Source organism: Rheinheimera sp. B2H12 (assembly GCF_059620065.1).
In genome coordinates this window covers 3,660,162-3,680,036 of sequence record NZ_CM184363.1, presented here as the reverse complement: position 1 = coordinate 3,680,036, position 19,875 = coordinate 3,660,162, and the positions used below count along the sequence as shown (strand labels likewise).

Here is a 19,875-nt window from a genome sequence, read left to right as displayed (position 1 = left end):
GTCGTCGTTGAAAATTTTTAGCTGGATGTATGATAAAGCGTTAATCTGGGCCAGACATCGTCATGCAGAGCGGTATTTATTCGGCTTAAGCTTCACCGAATCGGTGATTTTTCCGATCCCACCGGATGTGATGTTAGCGCCGATGGCATTGGCGCATCCGGAAAAAGCCTGGCGCTACGCCACCTTAACGACGATAGCTTCGGTGCTGGGGGGGATTTTTGGTTATCTGTTGGGATGGTTGTTGTACGAGCCCGTGGTGTTACCCTTTATTCAGTATATGGGCTACCAGGACACTTTTGCTTTGGTAGAACGCTGGTTTAAAGATTATGGCGTCTGGGTGGTATTTATCGCCGGTTTTTCGCCCATTCCGTATAAGTTGTTTACGGTAGGCGCGGGTTTAATGCAGATGGCATTTTTGCCCTTTGTGATTGCTTCTTTGATTGGCCGCGCCAGCCGCTTTTTCCTGGTCGCAGGTCTGATGTACTGGGGCGGCAGTAAAATGCAACAAAAATTGCGCGACATTGTCGACTGGCTTGGTTGGGGCACAGTGGCGATTGGCGGCTTGTTGTACGTGCTTTATGGCTAATCGTCGATTCGGCTTTACCCTCTATCTCAGCTTTGCGGTCGCAGGTATTGCGCTGGCGGGATGCTCTGGCAAGCATTCCCCGGCACCTGTGGACGAATGGGTCAGTAAAAGGGCGCCGAAACGCACTTTAACGGCTGATACCTATCAGGTGAAAAGAGGCGATACCTTGTTTTCAATTGCCTTTCGTGCCGGCATGGATTACCGCAGCCTGGCCAGGATCAATCATATTGCCGAACCTTACACCATTTATGTCGGACAAGTCCTGATCACCAGTGCGGAACGGAACTACCGAACGGCAGTCCGTGGTCCCTCCGGCAGCGGTAAATTAGCAAATAAGAATTATTCACCACCAATAAAATCAACCACTTCATCAAAAAACGCTAAAGTTGTTGCACAGCAAAATCAAAAGCGTTATGGTCAGAATCAACAGGTCGAAGAACCTGAAAAAACCGGCAATGGTACCAGTAACAGAAACGTATCGCAATGGGCGTGGCCAGTGAAAGGCCCGATCCTGGCGAAGTTTTCTTACCAAGAACATGGCAATAAAGGCCTTGATATTGGTGGTGCTGTCGGGACACCGATCAAAGCGACTGCAGCAGGGCAGGTGGTCTATGCCGGCAATGCATTACGCGGATATGGCAATCTGGTCATTATCAAACACAATGATGATTTCCTTAGCGCCTATGCTCACAATCACCGTTTGCTGGTGAAAGAGCGTGATCAGGTGTCTGCAGGTCAAACGATTGCAGAAATGGGCAACACTGATGCAGAGCGTGTGCAACTGCACTTTGAAATTCGTTTTCGTGGCCAATCGGTTGATCCGCTCAAATACCTCAAATAAAACATCACAAGCTCATAACGCTCAGAATGGATTTCTGGCTGTTAAGGTGTGACCACCCTGGTAGAGTTGGGAGAAGGATATGGGACATAAAGATGAAGACGAAGTAGTTGATTTTAAAGAGTCAGATTTAACCGAAGATGTTGTTTTGCTGGATGAAGAGGGCGAACCGGACTTAGCTGCTTTAGCCACCGAAGAAGAAAATACCCCGGACGATGTCTTTGTCCGTGATGATAGTCAAAGAGCCATGGATGCTACCCAGATTTATCTGGGAGAAATTGGTTTCTCACCTTTACTTTCCGCCGAAGAAGAAGTTTATTTCTCTCGTTTGTCTCTCAAAGGCGATCAAGCAGCCCGTAAACGCATGATTGAAAGTAATTTACGTTTGGTGGTCAAAATTGCCCGACGTTATATCAATCGTGGTCTGGCGTTGTTGGATCTGATCGAAGAAGGTAATCTTGGTCTGATCCGCGCGGTAGAAAAATTTGATCCGGAACGTGGTTTTCGTTTTTCCACCTATGCCACCTGGTGGATCCGTCAAACCATAGAACGCGCCATCATGAATCAAACCCGAACCATCCGGTTACCTATTCATGTGGTGAAAGAACTGAATATTTATCTGCGGGCGGCCCGCGAATTGTCACAGCGGCTGGATCATGAACCAACGCCGGAAGAAATTGCAGCGGCGCTGGACAGACCGGTCGAAGAAGTTCGTAAAATGTTGAAGCTGAATGAAAAAATCACTTCAGTTGATACGCCAGTGGCCGGTTCATCCGAAAAACAGCTGCTGGACATTCTGGCAGATGAAAAAGAATTGGGTCCGGAAACTGAATTACAGGATGCCGATATCCGCCAGCATCTGGTGTTGTGGCTCGAAGAGTTAAATCCAAAACAACGTGAAGTATTGGCCCGTCGCTTTGGTTTGCTTGGATTTGAGCCTTCTACGCTGGAAGATGTTGGCCGTGAAATTGGCTTAACCCGGGAGCGGGTGCGGCAAATACAGGTCGAAGCTTTACGCCGGTTGCGGGAGATTGTGACGCATCAAGGCTTGAATATTGAGACTTTGTTCCAGGAATAAGCCGGTTTGGCTGCGTGAAAGTAAAACGGGAGCTTGGCTCCCGTTTTACTTTCACGCAATTCCGGTCCCTTTAAAGCTGCCGTTTTAGCTGATACAACAGTTCAAGCGCCTGACGTGGTGTTAACTCATCCGGTTGCAGCGTCCTGATTTGCGCCAGTAACGGGTGCTCGCTGGGCTCCAGCGCCAAGCTCTGTTGGGCGGGCGTAATACTACTGGTCTGGTTATTGCTGCTCCCTGGCTGGCTGCTCTGTTGTTCCAGTTGCTGCAATTTTTGTTTCGCCTGCCGGATAACCGTTTTAGGTACGCCAGCGAGTTGCGCCACCTGTAAACCATAACTTTTACTTGCTGCGCCATCCTGAACCTGATGCATAAAGACGATGTGTTCGTCATGTTCAACCGCATCCAGGTGAATATTGACCACGCCCGGTAACAGATTCGCCAGCTCGGTCAGTTCGAAATAATGGGTGGCAAACAGCGTCAGCGCTTGCAGTCGCGTTGCCAGATAATCGGCACAAGCCCAAGCCAGTGATAAACCATCATAGGTACTGGTGCCCCGACCGATTTCATCCATCAGCACCAGACTCTGTGCGGTGGCGTGATGCAAAATAGTTGCAGTTTCAGTCATTTCAACCATAAAAGTGGAGCGACCTGAGGCTAAATCATCCGAAGCACCAATGCGGGTAAAAATGCGGTCAATCGGGCCTATCTCAGCTGAAGTTGCCGGCACAAAACAACCAATATAAGCCATTAGCACAATCAGTGCCGTTTGGCGCATGTAAGTTGATTTACCGCCCATATTCGGGCCTGTCACCAGTAACATGCGACGATTGGACTGCATCAACAATGGGTTGGCGATAAAAGGTTCTGCGCTGACGGTTTCGACCACCGGGTGACGGCCAGCTTCGATGCGAATGCCACTCTGGCTGCTGAACATGGGCTGCTGATAATGCTGGCTGAGCGCGCGTTCGGCAAAATTTGCCAGCACATCCAGTTCAGACAACCGGGCTGCTAATTGCTGTAAGGCAAACAAGTGTGGAGCCGTTAAGTCAAATAAGGCTTCATACAATTGTTTTTCCAGTGCTAAGGCTTTGCTTTGACTGCCGAGCACTTTGTCTTCATATTCTTTCAGTTCAGGAATAATGTAACGTTCATTATTTTTCAGCGTCTGACGCCGGATATAATCTGCAGGCACTGCGTCGGCAGCGGCGCGGCCGGTTTCAATAAAATAACCTGCGACTTTATTAAAGCCCACTTTTAAAGAAGCGATGCCGGTGCGCTCTTTTTCCCGCTGTTCCAATTGTTCCAGATAATCAGTGGCTCCTGTTGCCAATGCCCGCCATTGGTCGAGTTCAGCTGAATAGCCGGCAGCTATGACGCCACCATCGCGGATCAGCACTGGCGGTGTTTCAATGATGGCTTGCTCCAGCAACTGACAAAGTTCTGGCAGTGGTTGGCAGTCCTGACTGATTTGTTGCAGCAACGGGCTGTGCAATGGTTGCAAACCAGCGGCTAATTCAGGGAGTTGCTGCAAGGCCTGGCGTAACCTGGCAAAGTCACGCGGTCTGGCGCTACGCAGTGCCAGCCTAGCGACGATACGTTCAATATCGCCGATTTGTTTTAATTGCGGTTGCAGCTCAAGATAGTGCTGTTGCAGTTCAGCGACGGCTTGATGTCTGGCTTGAACCGCAGCTTGATCGCGCAGCGGGGCATGGATCCAGCGTTTTAGCAACCTGCTACCCATAGCCGTCTGGCATTGATCCAGCACTGCAGCCAGTGTCTGATCAAATTGGCCGTTTAATCTTTGAGTTAATTCCAGATTACGCCTGGTGGCCGCATCCAGCACTATATGATCCTGGGCGCGCTCCAGTGCCACAGCGCGTAGATGCGGCAGTGCACTGCGTTGGGTATCTTTGACGTATTGCATCAGACAACCAGCAGCCATCAATGCCACCGGCGCTTCACTGATGCCAAAACTTTGTAAGTCACGAGTGCCAAATTGCTGGCAAAGGGCCCGTTCGGCGGTTTTAATTTCAAATTCCCACACAGGCCGGCGCCGGCTGCCTTTTCGATTCAGCAAGGATTCCGGTAACTGATGATCTTCGCTATAGAGCAATTCAGCCGGGTTCAGTCGTTGCAATACGCCGTATAAATCATCCAGTTGCTCAACCTGGGTCAGCAAAAAGCGACCCGCAGATAAGTCGAGATAAGCCACACCATAATGCTGCTTCACCTGATAGACTGCGGCCAACAGATTGTCCTGCCGCTCATTGAGTAAAGCTTCGTCTGTGACGGTGCCGGGGGTGACGATACGCACCACTTTACGTTCAACCGGGCCTTTACTCAGCGCCGGATCGCCGACTTGTTCACAAATCGCGACAGATTCACCGAGCTGTACCAACCGTGCCAGATAGTTTTCGATGGCATGATGCGGAATACCGGCCATCGGAATAGGTGCGCCGGCCGACTGACCACGTTTGGTCAGGGAGATATCCAGCAGTGCGGCAGCTTTTTTTGCATCTTCATAAAATAACTCATAAAAATCACCCATCCGGTAAAACAGCAGAATGTCCGGATTTTCGGCTTTCAGGCCAAGATACTGTTGCATCATCGGGGTATGGGCACTGAGTGCGGCGTTCGCTACTTGCCCGCTTGGTTTTTCTGACGGCATAATGGGGGTCTGGTTTCCTGCTTGGATCAACAATGACAGTTCCTGCAAACACCGAACAACTGGCGGCTGAACTAGGTCAGCTATTATTACGGAAAAAAGCGACTATCACCACCGCTGAATCCTGTACCGGAGGGGGAATTGCTTATAGCCTGACCGCCATTCCTGGCAGTTCAGCTTATCTGGATCGCAGTTTTATTACTTACAGCAACAAAGCCAAGCAACAATTATTGGCGGTGAAAAGCGCGACTTTACTGCAATTTGGCGCCGTCAGTGAAGAAACTGTGCTGGAAATGGCACAAGGGGCGGCTAGCGCAGCGAATGCGCAAGTGGCAGTCGCAGTCTCTGGGATCGCCGGACCGGATGGTGGGACCGCCACCAAACCTGTTGGCACTGTTTGTTTTGGTTTTTTCCTGTTTGGGCACACGCTCAGCACCCGGTTGGTTTTTCATGGCGATCGCAGTGCAGTTCGGCAGCAATCAGTTGATTTTGCGCTGCAGCAATTGATTTTATTGTTGACAGAGCAAACGCATTCAACTACTGTATGAGCATACAGCATTTAATGCCTTTTCAGATTTTTAGCCGGAGATTCAGATGGACGACAACAAGCAAAAAGCACTGGCCGCTGCCTTAGGTCAAATTGAGCGTCAGTTTGGGAAAGGATCGATTATGCGGCTGGGTGACAGCACTGCATTGGATATCGATTTTATTCCAACAGGTTCATTAGGTCTGGATATTGCGCTTGGCATCGGTGGCTTACCTTGTGGTCGTATTGTAGAAATCTATGGTCCTGAATCTTCAGGTAAAACCACTTTAACGCTGCAGGTAGTTGCCGAAGCGCAAAAAATGGGTAAAACCTGTGCTTTTATCGATGCCGAGCATGCACTTGATCCATTATATGCTGCCAAACTGGGCGTTAACGTGGCTGACTTACTGGTTTCACAGCCTGATACTGGTGAACAAGCGCTAGAAATTTGTGACATGCTGGTTCGCTCTGCCGCAGTCGATGTCATCGTCGTTGACTCAGTCGCTGCTTTAACACCGAAAGCGGAAATTGAAGGCGATATGGGTGACAGCCATGTTGGTTTACAAGCCCGTTTAATGTCACAAGCGCTGCGTAAACTCACAGGTAACATCAAGCGTTCGAACACCTTATGTATTTTCATCAACCAAATCCGGATGAAAATTGGTGTCATGTTTGGTTCTCCTGAAACTACCACGGGTGGTAATGCTTTAAAATTCTACGCCTCGGTGCGACTGGATATTCGTCGGATCGGTTCGGTGAAAGAAGGCGACGAAGTGGTTGGTAACGAGACCCGCGTTAAAGTTGTGAAAAATAAAGTTGCTCCGCCGTTTAAACAAGCTGAGTTTATTATTCAGTATGGTGCTGGCATCAGCAAAAATGGTGAGCTGATCGATCTCGGTGTTGCAGAAAAACTGATTGATAAATCCGGTGCTTGGTATGCTTATAAAGGCAATAAAATTGGTCAGGGTAAAGCAAACTCGATGAAGTTTTTGCAGGATAATCCAGCCATTGCACTTGAGATTGAAACTGAACTTCGCAACAGATTGTTGCTAGATCCAACTAAGGCGCCAGTAGCGGTTGCTGCTGAAGAGTTATTAGAAGAAGCTGACCTGGAACAGGATCTGTAATCAATTGGCGTAGCTTTTATTGTGGCCGCGCCATATCCAAACTGAGTGTTGAACGTCGCAGAATTTGTATAAAGCAATTAACTTTACTGCTTATCGCAATTAGCTTTAGTCATACCAGTCACCAGGCTTTGAATCGCTGGCCTCTATCTAAAACCACCATAGTGACAAAAACGTCGCAATGGTGGTTTTTTGCTTTAATAAGCTTGCTGCAAATCCTTTAGAATAAATAGCCATCTAAACGTATAGAAGTTGACAATCAGTCGCTTTTTCGCCAAAGTAGCAGCACTTTTTATCCTGTCAGGAGCTGTTATGCCTATTAAAGTGATTGATCAATTACCAGCCGTTGAAGCCTTATCTGCTGAAAATGTGTTTGTAATGACAGAGAGCAGAGCTTTACGACAGGATATCCGGCCGCTCCGCATCGCTATTCTTAATTTAATGCCAAACAAAGTAACCACCGAAATTCAGCTATTGCGATTATTAGCCAATAGTCCATTGCAGGTCGATGTTGAATTGATTCGGTTAGACAACCATGTCAGTAAACATACCCCAGCCAGTCACTTAAATTGTTTTTACAAATATTTTTCTGATGTTGAGCAGCAAAATTACGACGGACTCATTATTACCGGCGCGCCGCTTGGACTGGTTGATTATGAAGATGTCAGTTATTGGCCGCAATTATCGGAAATTCTGGCCTGGGCAGATCGCCATGTCACCTCCACTTTATTCCTGTGTTGGGCTGCCCATGCTGCATTGTATTATTACTATGGATTACAGCGCGAAATTCGTGGCGATAAATTGTCGGGGGTCTATTGGCAAGATGTGGTGCAACCACTCAGTCCGTTAGTACGTGGTTTTGACGATAAGTTTTTGGTACCACACTCTCGTTATGCCCAGGTGCCAAAACAAAAATATCAGCAACATGCTGATATCCATGTGCTGGCGGAAGCCGATGTGACGGGCGCTTATTTATTGCAAAACAGTCATGGCAGCCGGGTTTTTGTGACCGGACATCCAGAATATGATTTAACCACGCTCAATGACGAGTATCAGCGTGATGTCGCGGCTGGCTTGGAGCCTAAAGTGCCGGAAAATTATTTCCGCGACAATGAACCGGCAAAGGGACCGCAAAAATTATGGCAAAGCCATGCATTCTTATTATTCAGTAATTGGCTGAACTATTATGTCTATCAGGCGACGCCTTTTGATATTCAGCAAATTGGGCAGGAGCGGGTTTAATGGCAAGTTTATCAGGCAGTTCCCTTAGGATAACACCAGCAGCGTTAGTGCAGTTGCTGAGCGAACGAATTTTGGTACTTGATGGTGCCATGGGCACCATGATCCAAGCCTGTCAGTTGCAGGAAGCTGATTATCGCGGTGAAGAGTTTGCCAACTGGCCATCTGATTTGAAAGGTAACAACGATTTATTGGTGCTGACCCAACCGCAGATTATTTTGGATATTCATCGCCAATATTTAGCGGCAGGCGCTGATATTCTGGAAACCAACAGTTTTAATGCGACTACCATTGCGATGGCTGATTATGACATGTCGCACTTGTCGGTCAGAATTAACCGTGCGTCTGCAGCGCTGGCACGACAAGCGTGCGATGAATTTACCGCATTAAACCCGGACAAACCGCGTTATGTCGCTGGTGTATTAGGCCCGACCAACAGAACCGCATCTATTTCGCCGGATGTGAACGATCCTGGTTATCGTAATGTAGATTTTGATACCCTGGTCGCCGCCTACAGTGAATCCACGCTGGCGCTGATTGAAGGTGGTGCTGACATTATTATGCTGGAAACTATCTTTGATACGCTCAATGCCAAAGCTGCCGCTTTTGCGGTATTAAAGGTATTTGATGACATCGGCTATAAATTGCCGGTGATGATTTCCGGGACTATTACTGATGCTTCTGGCCGAACCTTATCGGGTCAGACGACAGAAGCATTTTATAATTCGCTGGCGCATGTGGAGCCTGTAAGTTTTGGTTTGAATTGTGCGCTCGGACCCGATTTATTAAGACCTTATGTCGAAACCTTAGCAGGTATCTCCGAATGTTATGTCTCGGTGCATCCCAACGCTGGCTTGCCAAACGAATTTGGCGAATATGATCTGGGTGCCGCTGAGATGGCGGTCGAAATTAAGGATTGGGCGACACAGGGCTTTCTGAATATCGTTGGTGGTTGTTGTGGCACGACACCAGAACATATTCGGGCAATTGCCGAGGCAGTTGCCGGACTCAGGCCCCGTCAACCGAAACCCTGTTCGAATCAGTTTAATCTGGCCGGCCTTGAAGCCTTTTCGTTGGAGTGGTAATGCAACAAGTCAGATTTATCAATATTGGTGAACGTACCAATGTCACCGGCTCCGCCCGTTTTAAAAAGCTGATTCTGGATGGCAAGTATGAAGCCGCATTGCAGATCGCCCGGCAACAAGTGGAAAACGGTGCTCAAATCATTGATATCAACATGGACGAAGCGATGCTCGATAGCAAAGCAGCCATGGTGCGTTATCTGAATTTGCTGGCATCGGAACCTGATATCTCCCGCGTCCCCATCATGGTTGACTCTTCAAAGTGGGAAGTGATTGAAGCTGCATTAAAATGTATTCAGGGCAAGCCTGTCGTCAATTCGATATCGCTCAAAGAAGGCGAAGCCCAATTTGTGCAGCAAGCCAAACTGTTACGCCGCTATGGTGCTGCTGTCGTGGTGATGGCGTTTGATGAAGTAGGGCAGGCTGATACCAAGCAACGGAAGGTGGAAATTTGTCAGCGCGCTTATCAAATCCTGGTGGCGCAAATTGGTTTTCCGCCACAAGACATTATTTTTGACCCGAACATTTTTGCCGTAGCGACCGGGATTGAAGAGCATAACAATTACGCCGTCGATTTTATCGAGGCCACCCGCGAGATTAAACGTTTGTGCCCGTACGCCAAAATTTCCGGTGGTGTTTCCAACGTTTCGTTTTCGTTTCGTGGTAATGATCCGGTGCGCGAAGCTATCCATTCAGTGTTCTTGTATCACGCGATTAAAGCGGGCATGGATATGGGCATTGTGAATGCCGGGCAATTGGCTGTGTACGATGACATTCCGCAACTGCTAAGAGAAAGGGTCGAAGATGTGATCCTCAATCGCCGCGATGATGCCACTGAACGTTTGCTGGAGATTGCTGCACAATTTAAAGGGGATGGCACTGTCGCGGTCAAAGAAGACGAAGCCTGGCGTAGCTGGCCAGTCAGTAAAAGACTGGAGCATGCGCTGGTCAAAGGCATCACTGATTTTATTGATATTGATACTGAAGAAGCCCGTCAACAAGTAGAAAGACCCCTGCATGTGATTGAAGGTCCACTGATGGATGGCATGAATGTGGTCGGCGATTTATTTGGCGAAGGCAAAATGTTTTTGCCGCAGGTGGTGAAATCTGCCCGCGTGATGAAAAAAGCAGTGGCTTATTTACAGCCTTATATTGAATTGGAAAAAGCCGGCACTGGCAGCAAAGCGCAGGGCAAGGTGCTGATGGCGACAGTGAAAGGCGACGTACATGATATCGGTAAAAATATTGTCGGTGTGGTGTTGCAGTGTAATAACTATGAAGTGATTGATTTAGGCGTGATGGTGCCATGTGCCACATTACTGCAAAAAGCCAAAGAGCTTGAAGTGGATATCATCGGTTTATCTGGCCTGATTACACCGTCATTGGATGAAATGGTGCATGTCGCCAAAGAAATGACCCGGCTTGGTTTTACCATCCCACTGTTAATAGGCGGTGCGACCACGTCTAAGGCTCACACTGCGATAAAAATCGCCCCCAATTATCAGCATGGTGTGGTTTATGTGCCAAATGCATCGCGCAGTGTGTCGGTGGTGCAGTCGCTGATTAGCCCAACCCAGAAAGAAGAATATCTGGCAAGGGTGAACGATGAGTATCGAAGGGCTGTCGAACAACATCAGCGCACCAGGCCTGGTGAGAAAATGCTGACGCTGGCGCAGGCGCGTGATAATAAGTTTCAGCTCGATCTGAATAAAGTCGCTGCCGCACCTAGAAAACCTGGCATCCATATCTGGCAGGATGTGGATTTGCAGTTGTTACGCGATTTTATCGACTGGACACCGTTTTTCCTCACCTGGCAGTTATCCGGCAAATTCCCGGCTATTCTGAATCACCCGGAAGTGGGTATGGAAGCGCGCAAGGTCTACCAGGATGCCAACGACATGTTGGATCTGATGATAGGTTCACGCAAAGTGACAGGACGGGCCATTTTTGGTTTGTTCCCGGCCAATAGCGAAGGCGATGACATTATTGTCTATAGCGATGAGAGCCGTCGTGTTGAGAAACACCGTTTATATAATTTGCGTCAGCAACTGCAACTTCGTAACAACGCGCCCAATTGTTGTTTAGGCGATTTTGTCGCTCCGGCATCTTCTGGTATTGCCGACTATATAGGTGCCTTTGCTGTTAGCACAGGTTTTGGCGCCGACGAATTTGCGGCTGAGTTTGCTGCGGCTCATGATGACTACAACAGTATTATGGTCAAAGCACTGGCTGATCGTTTAGCAGAGGCGCTGGCGGAATACCTGCATCAACAGGTCCGAAAAGATTATTGGGGTTATGCCGCCGCTGAAGCGCTGGATAATGAAGCCTTAATCCGGGAAGCCTATCAGGGCATTCGACCTGCGCCTGGTTACCCTGCCTGTCCTGAGCATACCGAAAAAGGTACATTATTTAGCATGCTTAATGCTACGGCGGAAATTGGCCTGGAACTCACTGAGAGTTATGCCATGTGGCCAGGTGCTGCAGTCTCAGGTTGGTATCTGGCGCATCCTGACAGTAAATACTTCGCGGTCAGTAAAATTGATCAGGACCAGTTGCAAGATTACGCAAGTCGTAAAGGCTTTAGTCTGCCAGAAGCAGAAATGTGGCTGGCGCCAAATCTGCGCTGAAGCTCATCGTGATAACGACAGCAGCATGGTTTGTCTGTCGTTATCCATTATTTTGCATCAAATCATGCTAAAAGTGTTGGATAACTAACCGATTCTATCCCTATTACCGATAAAGTGCTGGATTATGCAGCAGTCAGTGCGTTTGGGTTAAATTGGCGCTTGCACCCGGCGAAAAACTCCCTATAATGCGCCCCATGCCGACGGGGTGGTGCGAAAGCAGCAAGCCGGGTGAGTTTGAAGAAAGTTGAAAATGTCGATAAAAAGACGCTTGACACGAAATGAAAACTGACTAAAATGGCCGCCTCGTAGCGACGACAGGTTGAAAGGTCTGAAAGTTGTGGTGAGGTAGAAATCAGTAATGGTTTCTGAGGTAAGGCAGGTTGAGCAGAGAAGCTCATTTAAATAGTGAAATTCTCTGCTTGACTTAAATTCTGGGAAGTGTAACATACGCCTCCCGCTTCGAAGTTGAAGCGCGCTCTTTAACAATTAGCAATCAATCATCTGTGTGGGCACTCGATTCATGAGATTCGCAAAACGAATTAACTGAGTATGAGTGACCAGATAGTAAAATATTTAGTCAGTAATACTGAGCAGCTACTTAGGTAGCGAAAAAACTTTTAATTGAAGAGTTTGATCATGGCTCAGATTGAACGCTGGCGGCAGGCCTAACACATGCAAGTCGAGCGGGGTTTTCGGACCTAGCGGCGGACGGGTGAGTAATGCGTAGGAAGCTACCCGACAGAGGGGGATACCAGTTGGAAACGACTGTTAATACCGCATAATGTCTACGGACCAAAGTGTGGGACCTTCGGGCCACATGCTGTCGGATGCGCCTACGTGGGATTAGCTAGTTGGTGAGGTAATGGCTCACCAAGGCGACGATCCCTAGCTGGTTTGAGAGGATGATCAGCCACACTGGAACTGAGACACGGTCCAGACTCCTACGGGAGGCAGCAGTGGGGAATATTGGACAATGGGCGCAAGCCTGATCCAGCCATGCCGCGTGTGTGAAGAAGGCCTTCGGGTTGTAAAGCACTTTCAGCGAGGAGGAAGGGTTGGTCGTTAATAGCGGCTAACTTTGACGTTACTCGCAGAAGAAGCACCGGCTAACTCTGTGCCAGCAGCCGCGGTAATACAGAGGGTGCAAGCGTTAATCGGAATTACTGGGCGTAAAGCGCACGCAGGCGGTTGGTTAAGTCAGATGTGAAAGCCCCGGGCTCAACCTGGGAATTGCATTTGAAACTGGCCAACTAGAGTACGTGAGAGGGGGGTAGAATTCCAAGTGTAGCGGTGAAATGCGTAGAGATTTGGAGGAATACCAGTGGCGAAGGCGGCCCCCTGGCACGATACTGACGCTCAGGTGCGAAAGCGTGGGGAGCAAACAGGATTAGATACCCTGGTAGTCCACGCCGTAAACGATGTCTACTAGCTGTTCGTGGTCTTGTACTGTGAGTAGCGCAGCTAACGCACTAAGTAGACCGCCTGGGGAGTACGGTCGCAAGATTAAAACTCAAATGAATTGACGGGGGCCCGCACAAGCGGTGGAGCATGTGGTTTAATTCGACGCAACGCGAAGAACCTTACCTACTCTTGACATCTAGCGAAGATTGTAGAGATACGATTGTGCCTTCGGGAACGCTAAGACAGGTGCTGCATGGCTGTCGTCAGCTCGTGTTGTGAAATGTTGGGTTAAGTCCCGCAACGAGCGCAACCCTTATCCTTAGTTGCCAGCACGTAATGGTGGGAACTCTAGGGAGACTGCCGGTGATAAACCGGAGGAAGGTGGGGACGACGTCAAGTCATCATGGCCCTTACGAGTAGGGCTACACACGTGCTACAATGGTACGTACAGAGGGAGGCAAGCTGGCGACAGTGAGCGGATCTCTTAAAGCGTATCGTAGTCCGGATCGCAGTCTGCAACTCGACTGCGTGAAGTCGGAATCGCTAGTAATCGCAAATCAGAATGTTGCGGTGAATACGTTCCCGGGCCTTGTACACACCGCCCGTCACACCATGGGAGTGGGTTGCAAAAGAAGTAGGTAGCTTAACCTTCGGGAGGGCGCTTACCACTTTGTGATTCATGACTGGGGTGAAGTCGTAACAAGGTAACCCTAGGGGAACCTGGGGTTGGATCACCTCCTTACCTATAGCGAACTGATGTTTCGAAGTGTCCACACAGATGATTGATTGCAGAGATAGAGCAAAACAGTTAGAGGCCATCAGGCTTATAACGAAGAATGTTTGGCTTAGTGCAAGGCGCAGGCTAAGCGAGCGAAGGAGTGTACTGTAGTACATGACTGAGTGAGCAAAGAATGCAACGCAGCAATAAGACGAACAGGCAAGTTAGAATTGGTCTGTAGCTCAGGTGGTTAGAGCGCACCCCTGATAAGGGTGAGGTCGGTAGTTCGAGTCTACTCAGACCAACCAAATTTTATATTTGGGGTTATAGCTCAGCTGGGAGAGCGCCTGCCTTGCACGCAGGAGGTCAGCGGTTCGATCCCGCTTAACTCCACCATTCCTTAGAAAGCTTCTAAAGAATAACTGATTGATTGCTCGCAAAATTCAAATCAAAGCGCACTTGTTGGTGTGATTTGATTTGAGTTTATCTCAAAATGCTCTTTAACAATTAGGCAAGCTGATAGTAGTAAAAATAAAGGTCAACAATTTTATTGTGAACCTTAAGCACAAACTTACGATTTCCAAGACAATTTGGGGTTGTATGGTTAAGTGACTAAGCGTACACGGTGGATGCCTTGGCAGTCAGAGGCGATGAAGGACGTGCTAACCTGCGAAAAGCTGTGAGAAGTCGGTAAGAGACGTTAGACTCACAGATGTCCGAATGGGGAAACCCACCAGATTTATCTGGTATCGTATGATGAATACATAGTCATACGAGGCGAACCGGGAGAACTGAAACATCTAAGTACCCCGAGGAAAAGAAATCAACCGAGATCCCCTTAGTAGCGGCGAGCGAAAGGGGGCTAGCCCTTAAGTTGGTGAAGAATTAGTGGAAGGCTCTGGAAAGTGCCGCGATACAGGGTGATAGCCCCGTACACGAAAAGTCTTCATCAGTGAAAACGAGTAGGACGGGACACGAGACATCCTGTTTGAATATGGGGGGACCATCCTCCAAGGCTAAATACTCCTGACTGACCGATAGTGAACCAGTACCGTGAGGGAAAGGCGAAAAGAACCCCTGTTAGGGGAGTGAAATAGAACCTGAAACCGTGTACGTACAAGCAGTGGGAGCCCCTTCGTGGGGTGACTGCGTACCTTTTGTATAATGGGTCAGCGACTTACATTCTGTAGCGAGGTTAACCGAATAGGGGAGCCGTAGGGAAACCGAGTCTTAACTGGGCGAATAGTTGCAGGGTGTAGACCCGAAACCGGGCGATCTACCCATGAGCAGGTTGAAGGTTGGGTAACACTAACTGGAGGACCGAACCCACTAATGTTGAAAAATTAGGGGATGACTTGTGGGTCGGAGTGAAAGGCTAATCAAGCTCGGAGATATCTGGTTCTCCTCGAAAGCTATTTAGGTAGCGCCTCGAGCGAATACCATTGGGGGTAGAGCACTGTTAAGGCTAGGGGGTCATCCCGACTTACCAACCCTTTGCAAACTCCGAATACCAATGAGTACTACTCGGGAGACACACGACGGGTGCTAACGTCCGCCGTGAAAAGGGAAACAACCCAGACCACCAGCTAAGGTCCCAAAGTCATGGTTAAGTGGAAAACGATGTGGAAAGGCATAGACAGCTAGGAGGTTGGCTTAGAAGCAGCCACCCTTTAAAGAAAGCGTAATAGCTCACTAGTCGAGTCGGTCTGCGCGGAAGATGTAACGGGGCTAAACCATGCACCGAAGCTGTGGACTTGCACTATGTGCAAGTGGTAGAGGAGCGTTCTGTAAGCCGTAGAAGGTGTCTTGTGAAGGATGCTGGAGGTATCAGAAGTGCGAATGCTGACATAAGTAACGATAAGGGGAGTGAAAAACTTCCCCGCCGGAAGACCAAGGGTTCCTATCCCATGCTAATCAGGGTAGGGTAAGTCGGCCCCTAAGGCGAGGGCGAAAGCCGTAGTCGATGGGAAACGGGTTAATATTCCCGTACCGACAGTACTGCGATGGGGGGACGGAGAAGGCTAGGCAGGCATGGCGTTGGTAGTCCATGTGAAAGTATGTAGGTTGGGTGTTTAGGAAAATCCGGACGCCTAAGACTGAGATACGAGACGAGCCACTAAGGTGGTGAAGCTGTTGATGCCACGCTTCCAGGAAAAGCCTCTAAGCTTCAGGTACTTGTCGACCGTACTCGAAACCGACACAGGTGGTCAGGTAGAGAATACCAAGGCGCTTGAGAGAACTCTGGTGAAGGAACTAGGCAAAATAGTACCGTAACTTCGGGAGAAGGTACGCTCTTGGGTGTGAAGGACTTGCTCCGTAAGCATCTGAGAGTCGCAGTGACCAGCTGGCTGCAACTGTTTATTAAAAACACAGCACTCTGCAAACTCGAGAGAGGACGTATAGGGTGTGACACCTGCCCGGTGCCGGAAGGTTAATTGATGGGGTTAGCGCAAGCGAAGCTCTTGATCGAAGCCCCGGTAAACGGCGGCCGTAACTATAACGGTCCTAAGGTAGCGAAATTCCTTGTCGGGTAAGTTCCGACCTGCACGAATGGTGTAATGATGGCCAGGCTGTCTCCACCAGAGACTCAGTGAAATTGAAATTGCGGTGAAGATGCCGTATACCCGCGGCTAGACGGAAAGACCCCGTGAACCTTTACTATAGCTTGGCACTGAACATTGACCCTGTATGTGTAGGATAGGTGGGAGGCTTTGAAGTTGTGACGCTAGTCACGATGGAGCCGTCCTTGAAATACCACCCTTGCATGTTTGATGTTCTAACGTGGGCCCCTAATCGGGGTTGCGGACAGTGTCTGGTGGGTAGTTTGACTGGGGCGGTCTCCTCCTAAAGAGTAACGGAGGAGCACGAAGGTTGGCTAAGTACGGTCGGACATCGTACGGTTAGTGCAAAGGCAGAAGCCAGCTTAACTGCGAGACAGACACGTCGAGCAGGTACGAAAGTAGGTCTTAGTGATCCGGTGGTTCTGTATGGAAGGGCCATCGCTCAACGGATAAAAGGTACTCCGGGGATAACAGGCTGATACCGCCCAAGAGTTCATATCGACGGCGGTGTTTGGCACCTCGATGTCGGCTCATCACATCCTGGGGCTGAAGTCGGTCCCAAGGGTATGGCTGTTCGCCATTTAAAGTGGTACGCGAGCTGGGTTTAGAACGTCGTGAGACAGTTCGGTCCCTATCTGCCGTGGGCGTTGGATGATTGATTGGAGTTGCTCCTAGTACGAGAGGACCGGAGTGAACGAACCGCTGGTGTTCGGGTTGTCATGCCAATGGCACTGCCCGGTAGCTACGTTCGGAACGGATAACCGCTGAAAGCATCTAAGCGGGAAGCCGGCCAAGAGATGAGTCATCCCTTGTACCTTGAGTACACATAAGGGTTGTTGGAGACCACAACGTTGATAGGTGAGGTGTGGAAGCGTAGTGATACGTTAAGCTAACTCATACTAATTGCCCGAGAGGCTTAACCATACAACGCCCAAGTTGTTTTGAAGTGAGATTGTGCTGAGCTACTATCAAAGATTAAAAATCAAAGCTTGTCTAAGTTAAAGAAGCTAAACAGTTTTTGCCTGGTGGCAATAGCGCTGTGGAACCACCTGAATCCATTCCGAACTCAGAAGTGAAACGCAGCTGCGACGATGGTAGTGTGGCAGATGCCATGCGAGAGTAGTACACCGCCAGGCTCCCAATAAATGAAAAAGCCCCAGTCGAAAGACTGGGGCTTTTTTATTTATCGTGATTCTGGCGCTGGAGTACTTGGAGAGTAGTACAGTGAAGCCCGAAACAGACAACGCCAACAATTTGGCGTTGTCCGGGCTGAACGGCCCTGAGCTCTGCGAAGGGCATGAAGGCTCCTCATAAAGCCAAAAAGGCCCAGTCTAACGACTGGGCCTTTTTGCTTTATGGGATCTAGGCGGAATATTGGTCGAGCTTGGCATTGCCATGCGAGGTAGTACAGTGAAATCGGGGTTTCAAAAAGCCAACAATTTGGCTTTTTGCCGATTGAACGCCCTGAGCTCTGCGAAGGGCATGAAGGCTCCCAAACTCGCTAGGCTTTTTTTATTTATACCATTCCATCTTAAAGTCTGTTCAGTACCGCCCAGTTTCTTGAGCACATCTTGCTCACCCGTACTTTATCGCTGATAAAGTCATTCCAGGCATCGCTACAGGCATCCACAATCGCTTCGTAGCTCTCGAAACAACGATTGGCTATGTGGTGTTGACGTAGCCAGCTCCATACTTGCTCTATCGGATTGAGTTCAGGTGAATACGGTGGCAGTTTTAATATCGACAGGTTATGAAAATCATCTGCAATATCATCAGTATGCCAACCCGCGCCATCCATCACGACCACTGCATAGCGGCCCTTGGCTGTTGTGGCTGAAATTTGCGCTAAGTGCATTTTCATCACCTCTTTACTCAGAAAAGGAACTATCAATGCTTCTGTTGCGCCATTGGCCGGGCAGATGGCGCCGAAAAGATGAGCGTATTCAAATTGCTGCTGTTTAACCGCACGTGGCCGAGAGCCTGTGCTAGCCCATAAGCGCGTGGTTGTATTCTGCTGGCCGATACGAGCTTCATCCTGGAACCAGACATCGACATCTTCCAGCCGCACCGTGCCAGGAATGTTAAGGATCGTTTCCAATTGGAAGTTTTATATATGCGTCCTGGACGCCTTGTTGTTGCTTCGGGTGCCGCGAGCGACTGGTTATCCAGCTAAATCCAAGTTGTTTCAGTAACTTATAAATGGCGTTATGGTGATAATGTACACCAAACTCGGCTTTGATATAGTTGAGGATTTTTTCACCGGTCAGCCTGCCACCATGTTCATTCTGGCTTTGGCATGTAATAAAGTCGCCCAATTGTTTTTGCTGCTGGGCAGTCAAAAATGGCGTACGTCCTTTTGCTTTACGTGCTTCTAAACCCTCGAGGCCAGAAGCAAGGTAGTTGCTCACCCAAGTATTCACACTGGTGCGACTGATTTTAAGCTGCTCAGCAACTGATGTACGGTTTTTACATTGAAGAAACAGAGACAGCGCCAGCAAGCGCATACGCTTGCGGGCATTTTTTTCGGCTCGAGAGCGCTTCAGTAAGTCTTCAGGAGTAAGATCCATCATGCGAATGCCGTATTGATGCTAATAGCTCAATTAGAACAGAAAATTAGATGGAATGGTATAAGTTGGCCTATGCATTTGTTATGCTTAGCCAGCGCACATAGAACAGTGGTTAGTCTGAAGTTGGCTAATCAATTGATTTACAGACAATTGAGCATGTGTTGAGCTCGGCGTTTGAACTCAATCCCATGCGAAGTAAAGCAGCAGTCTGACATTTTTAACGGCTAATAAGTCGTTCAAATACTAGCTTTTATCTTTCATAATTTTATCAAGATATCCCATCATAAAGGCCGACAGCACAAAAGTGATGTGAATCAGCAGATACCACATAATCTTGTCATTCGGGATATTGCGCGTATCCATAAAAATTTTCAGTAAGTGGATCGAAGAAATCGCGACAATCGAAGCCGCTACTTTATTTTTCAGTGATGCTGAATCAACTTTACCTAACCAATTCAGTTTTTCGTCGTCATCCTTAATGTCCAGTCGCGACACAAAGTTTTCGTAGCCAGAAAACATCACCATCACGATTAAACCACCGACCAGCGAGATATCTATTAATGACAAAGTCACGAGGATCAGATCAACTTCTTTCATGGTGAAAATTTCGGGCAGGATACGGAATACTTCCTGAAAAAATTTAATCCCAAGCGCTAACAACACCAGGCTCAGACCTAAATAAATCGGCGCCATCAGCCAGCGGGAAGCGTAAATCAGTTTTTCAAGCAGTTTTTCCATCAATTTTTTATCCACCTGTGCAGTTATAACTGTGCCGATCTGGTGCTGACACGCCGATAAATCAAGCTTTGGCAGCAATTGTACCGAAGCAGGCTGCATATTTGGAAAAATTATCGCACAATGGT

General features: G+C 48.6%; 11 protein-coding genes, 2 tRNA genes and 3 rRNA genes. 13 read left to right on the top strand and 3 right to left on the bottom strand.

What is annotated here, in order from left to right:
- The first annotated feature begins 7 nt into the window (after positions 1-7).
- From AC53GJ_RS15785 to rpoS, 3 genes are all read left to right on the top strand, one after another.
- A complete protein-coding gene (locus AC53GJ_RS15785; protein WP_496729099.1) occupies positions 8-586 on the top strand; it encodes a YqaA family protein in 579 nt (192 codons plus the stop codon).
- Positions 579-1,427 carry a peptidoglycan DD-metalloendopeptidase family protein gene (locus AC53GJ_RS15780; protein ID WP_496729097.1) on the top strand — a complete coding sequence of 283 codons (849 nt, stop codon included), beginning with the start codon at positions 579-581 and terminating at the stop codon, positions 1,425-1,427. Before AC53GJ_RS15785 ends, AC53GJ_RS15780 begins: the two co-directional genes overlap by 8 nt.
- A gap of 79 nt (positions 1,428-1,506) precedes the next feature.
- A complete protein-coding gene (gene rpoS / locus AC53GJ_RS15775; protein WP_496729096.1) occupies positions 1,507-2,502 on the top strand; it encodes an RNA polymerase sigma factor RpoS in 996 nt (331 codons plus the stop codon).
- Positions 2,503-2,572: 70 nt separating this feature from the next.
- On the opposite strand, the gene mutS is transcribed toward rpoS, so the two are convergent.
- Positions 2,573-5,170 (bottom strand): DNA mismatch repair protein MutS, encoded by a 2,598-nt coding sequence (gene mutS, locus AC53GJ_RS15770; RefSeq protein ID WP_496732806.1) that lies wholly within the window; start codon positions 5,168-5,170, stop codon positions 2,573-2,575.
- Positions 5,171-5,202: 32 nt separating this feature from the next.
- Here mutS and AC53GJ_RS15765 point away from each other — a divergent pair, with 32 nt between their 5' ends.
- From AC53GJ_RS15765 to rrf, 10 genes are all read left to right on the top strand, one after another.
- The gene (locus tag AC53GJ_RS15765) at positions 5,203-5,715 is read left to right on the top strand and encodes a nicotinamide-nucleotide amidohydrolase family protein (RefSeq protein ID WP_496729094.1); all 513 of its coding nucleotides are present in this window, start codon (positions 5,203-5,205) and stop codon (positions 5,713-5,715) included.
- Between the two features lie 46 nt (positions 5,716-5,761).
- Positions 5,762-6,820 (top strand): recombinase RecA, encoded by a 1,059-nt coding sequence (gene recA, locus AC53GJ_RS15760; protein ID WP_496729093.1) that lies wholly within the window; start codon positions 5,762-5,764, stop codon positions 6,818-6,820.
- A 309-nt stretch (positions 6,821-7,129) separates the two neighbouring features.
- A complete protein-coding gene (locus AC53GJ_RS15755; protein ID WP_496729091.1) occupies positions 7,130-8,059 on the top strand; it encodes a homoserine O-succinyltransferase in 930 nt (309 codons plus the stop codon).
- A complete protein-coding gene (locus AC53GJ_RS15750) occupies positions 8,059-9,141 on the top strand; it encodes a homocysteine S-methyltransferase family protein (RefSeq protein ID WP_496729089.1) in 1,083 nt (360 codons plus the stop codon). Before AC53GJ_RS15755 ends, AC53GJ_RS15750 begins: the two co-directional genes overlap by 1 nt.
- The gene (gene metH, locus AC53GJ_RS15745) at positions 9,141-11,765 is read left to right on the top strand and encodes a methionine synthase (RefSeq protein ID WP_496729087.1); all 2,625 of its coding nucleotides are present in this window, start codon (positions 9,141-9,143) and stop codon (positions 11,763-11,765) included. Before AC53GJ_RS15750 ends, metH begins: the two co-directional genes overlap by 1 nt.
- A 618-nt stretch (positions 11,766-12,383) precedes the next feature.
- Positions 12,384-13,908 (top strand): 16S ribosomal RNA (locus AC53GJ_RS15740).
- Positions 13,909-14,115: 207 nt separating this feature from the next.
- A tRNA-Ile gene (locus AC53GJ_RS15735) sits at positions 14,116-14,192 on the top strand.
- Between the two features lie 12 nt (positions 14,193-14,204).
- Positions 14,205-14,280: transfer RNA gene (locus tag AC53GJ_RS15730), tRNA-Ala, on the top strand.
- 206 nt (positions 14,281-14,486) lie between these two features.
- Positions 14,487-17,369: ribosomal RNA gene (locus tag AC53GJ_RS15725) — 23S ribosomal RNA — on the top strand.
- A 97-nt stretch (positions 17,370-17,466) separates the two neighbouring features.
- Positions 17,467-17,581, top strand: a 5S ribosomal RNA gene (gene rrf, locus AC53GJ_RS15720).
- The 16S, 23S and 5S rRNA genes sit together here with 2 tRNA genes alongside, the layout of an rRNA operon.
- Positions 17,582-17,976: 395 nt before the next feature.
- Here rrf and AC53GJ_RS15715 read toward each other — a convergent pair.
- A protein-coding gene (locus AC53GJ_RS15715) for an IS630 family transposase (protein ID WP_496732747.1) occupies positions 17,977-19,012 on the bottom strand; the annotation gives its coding sequence in 2 pieces (ribosomal slippage) (positions 17,977-18,553 and positions 18,552-19,012; 1,038 coding nt in all).
- A gap of 243 nt (positions 19,013-19,255) precedes the next feature.
- A complete protein-coding gene (locus AC53GJ_RS15710; RefSeq protein WP_496729085.1) occupies positions 19,256-19,750 on the bottom strand; it encodes a TIGR00645 family protein in 495 nt (164 codons plus the stop codon).
- Positions 19,751-19,875: the final 125 nt, after the last annotated feature.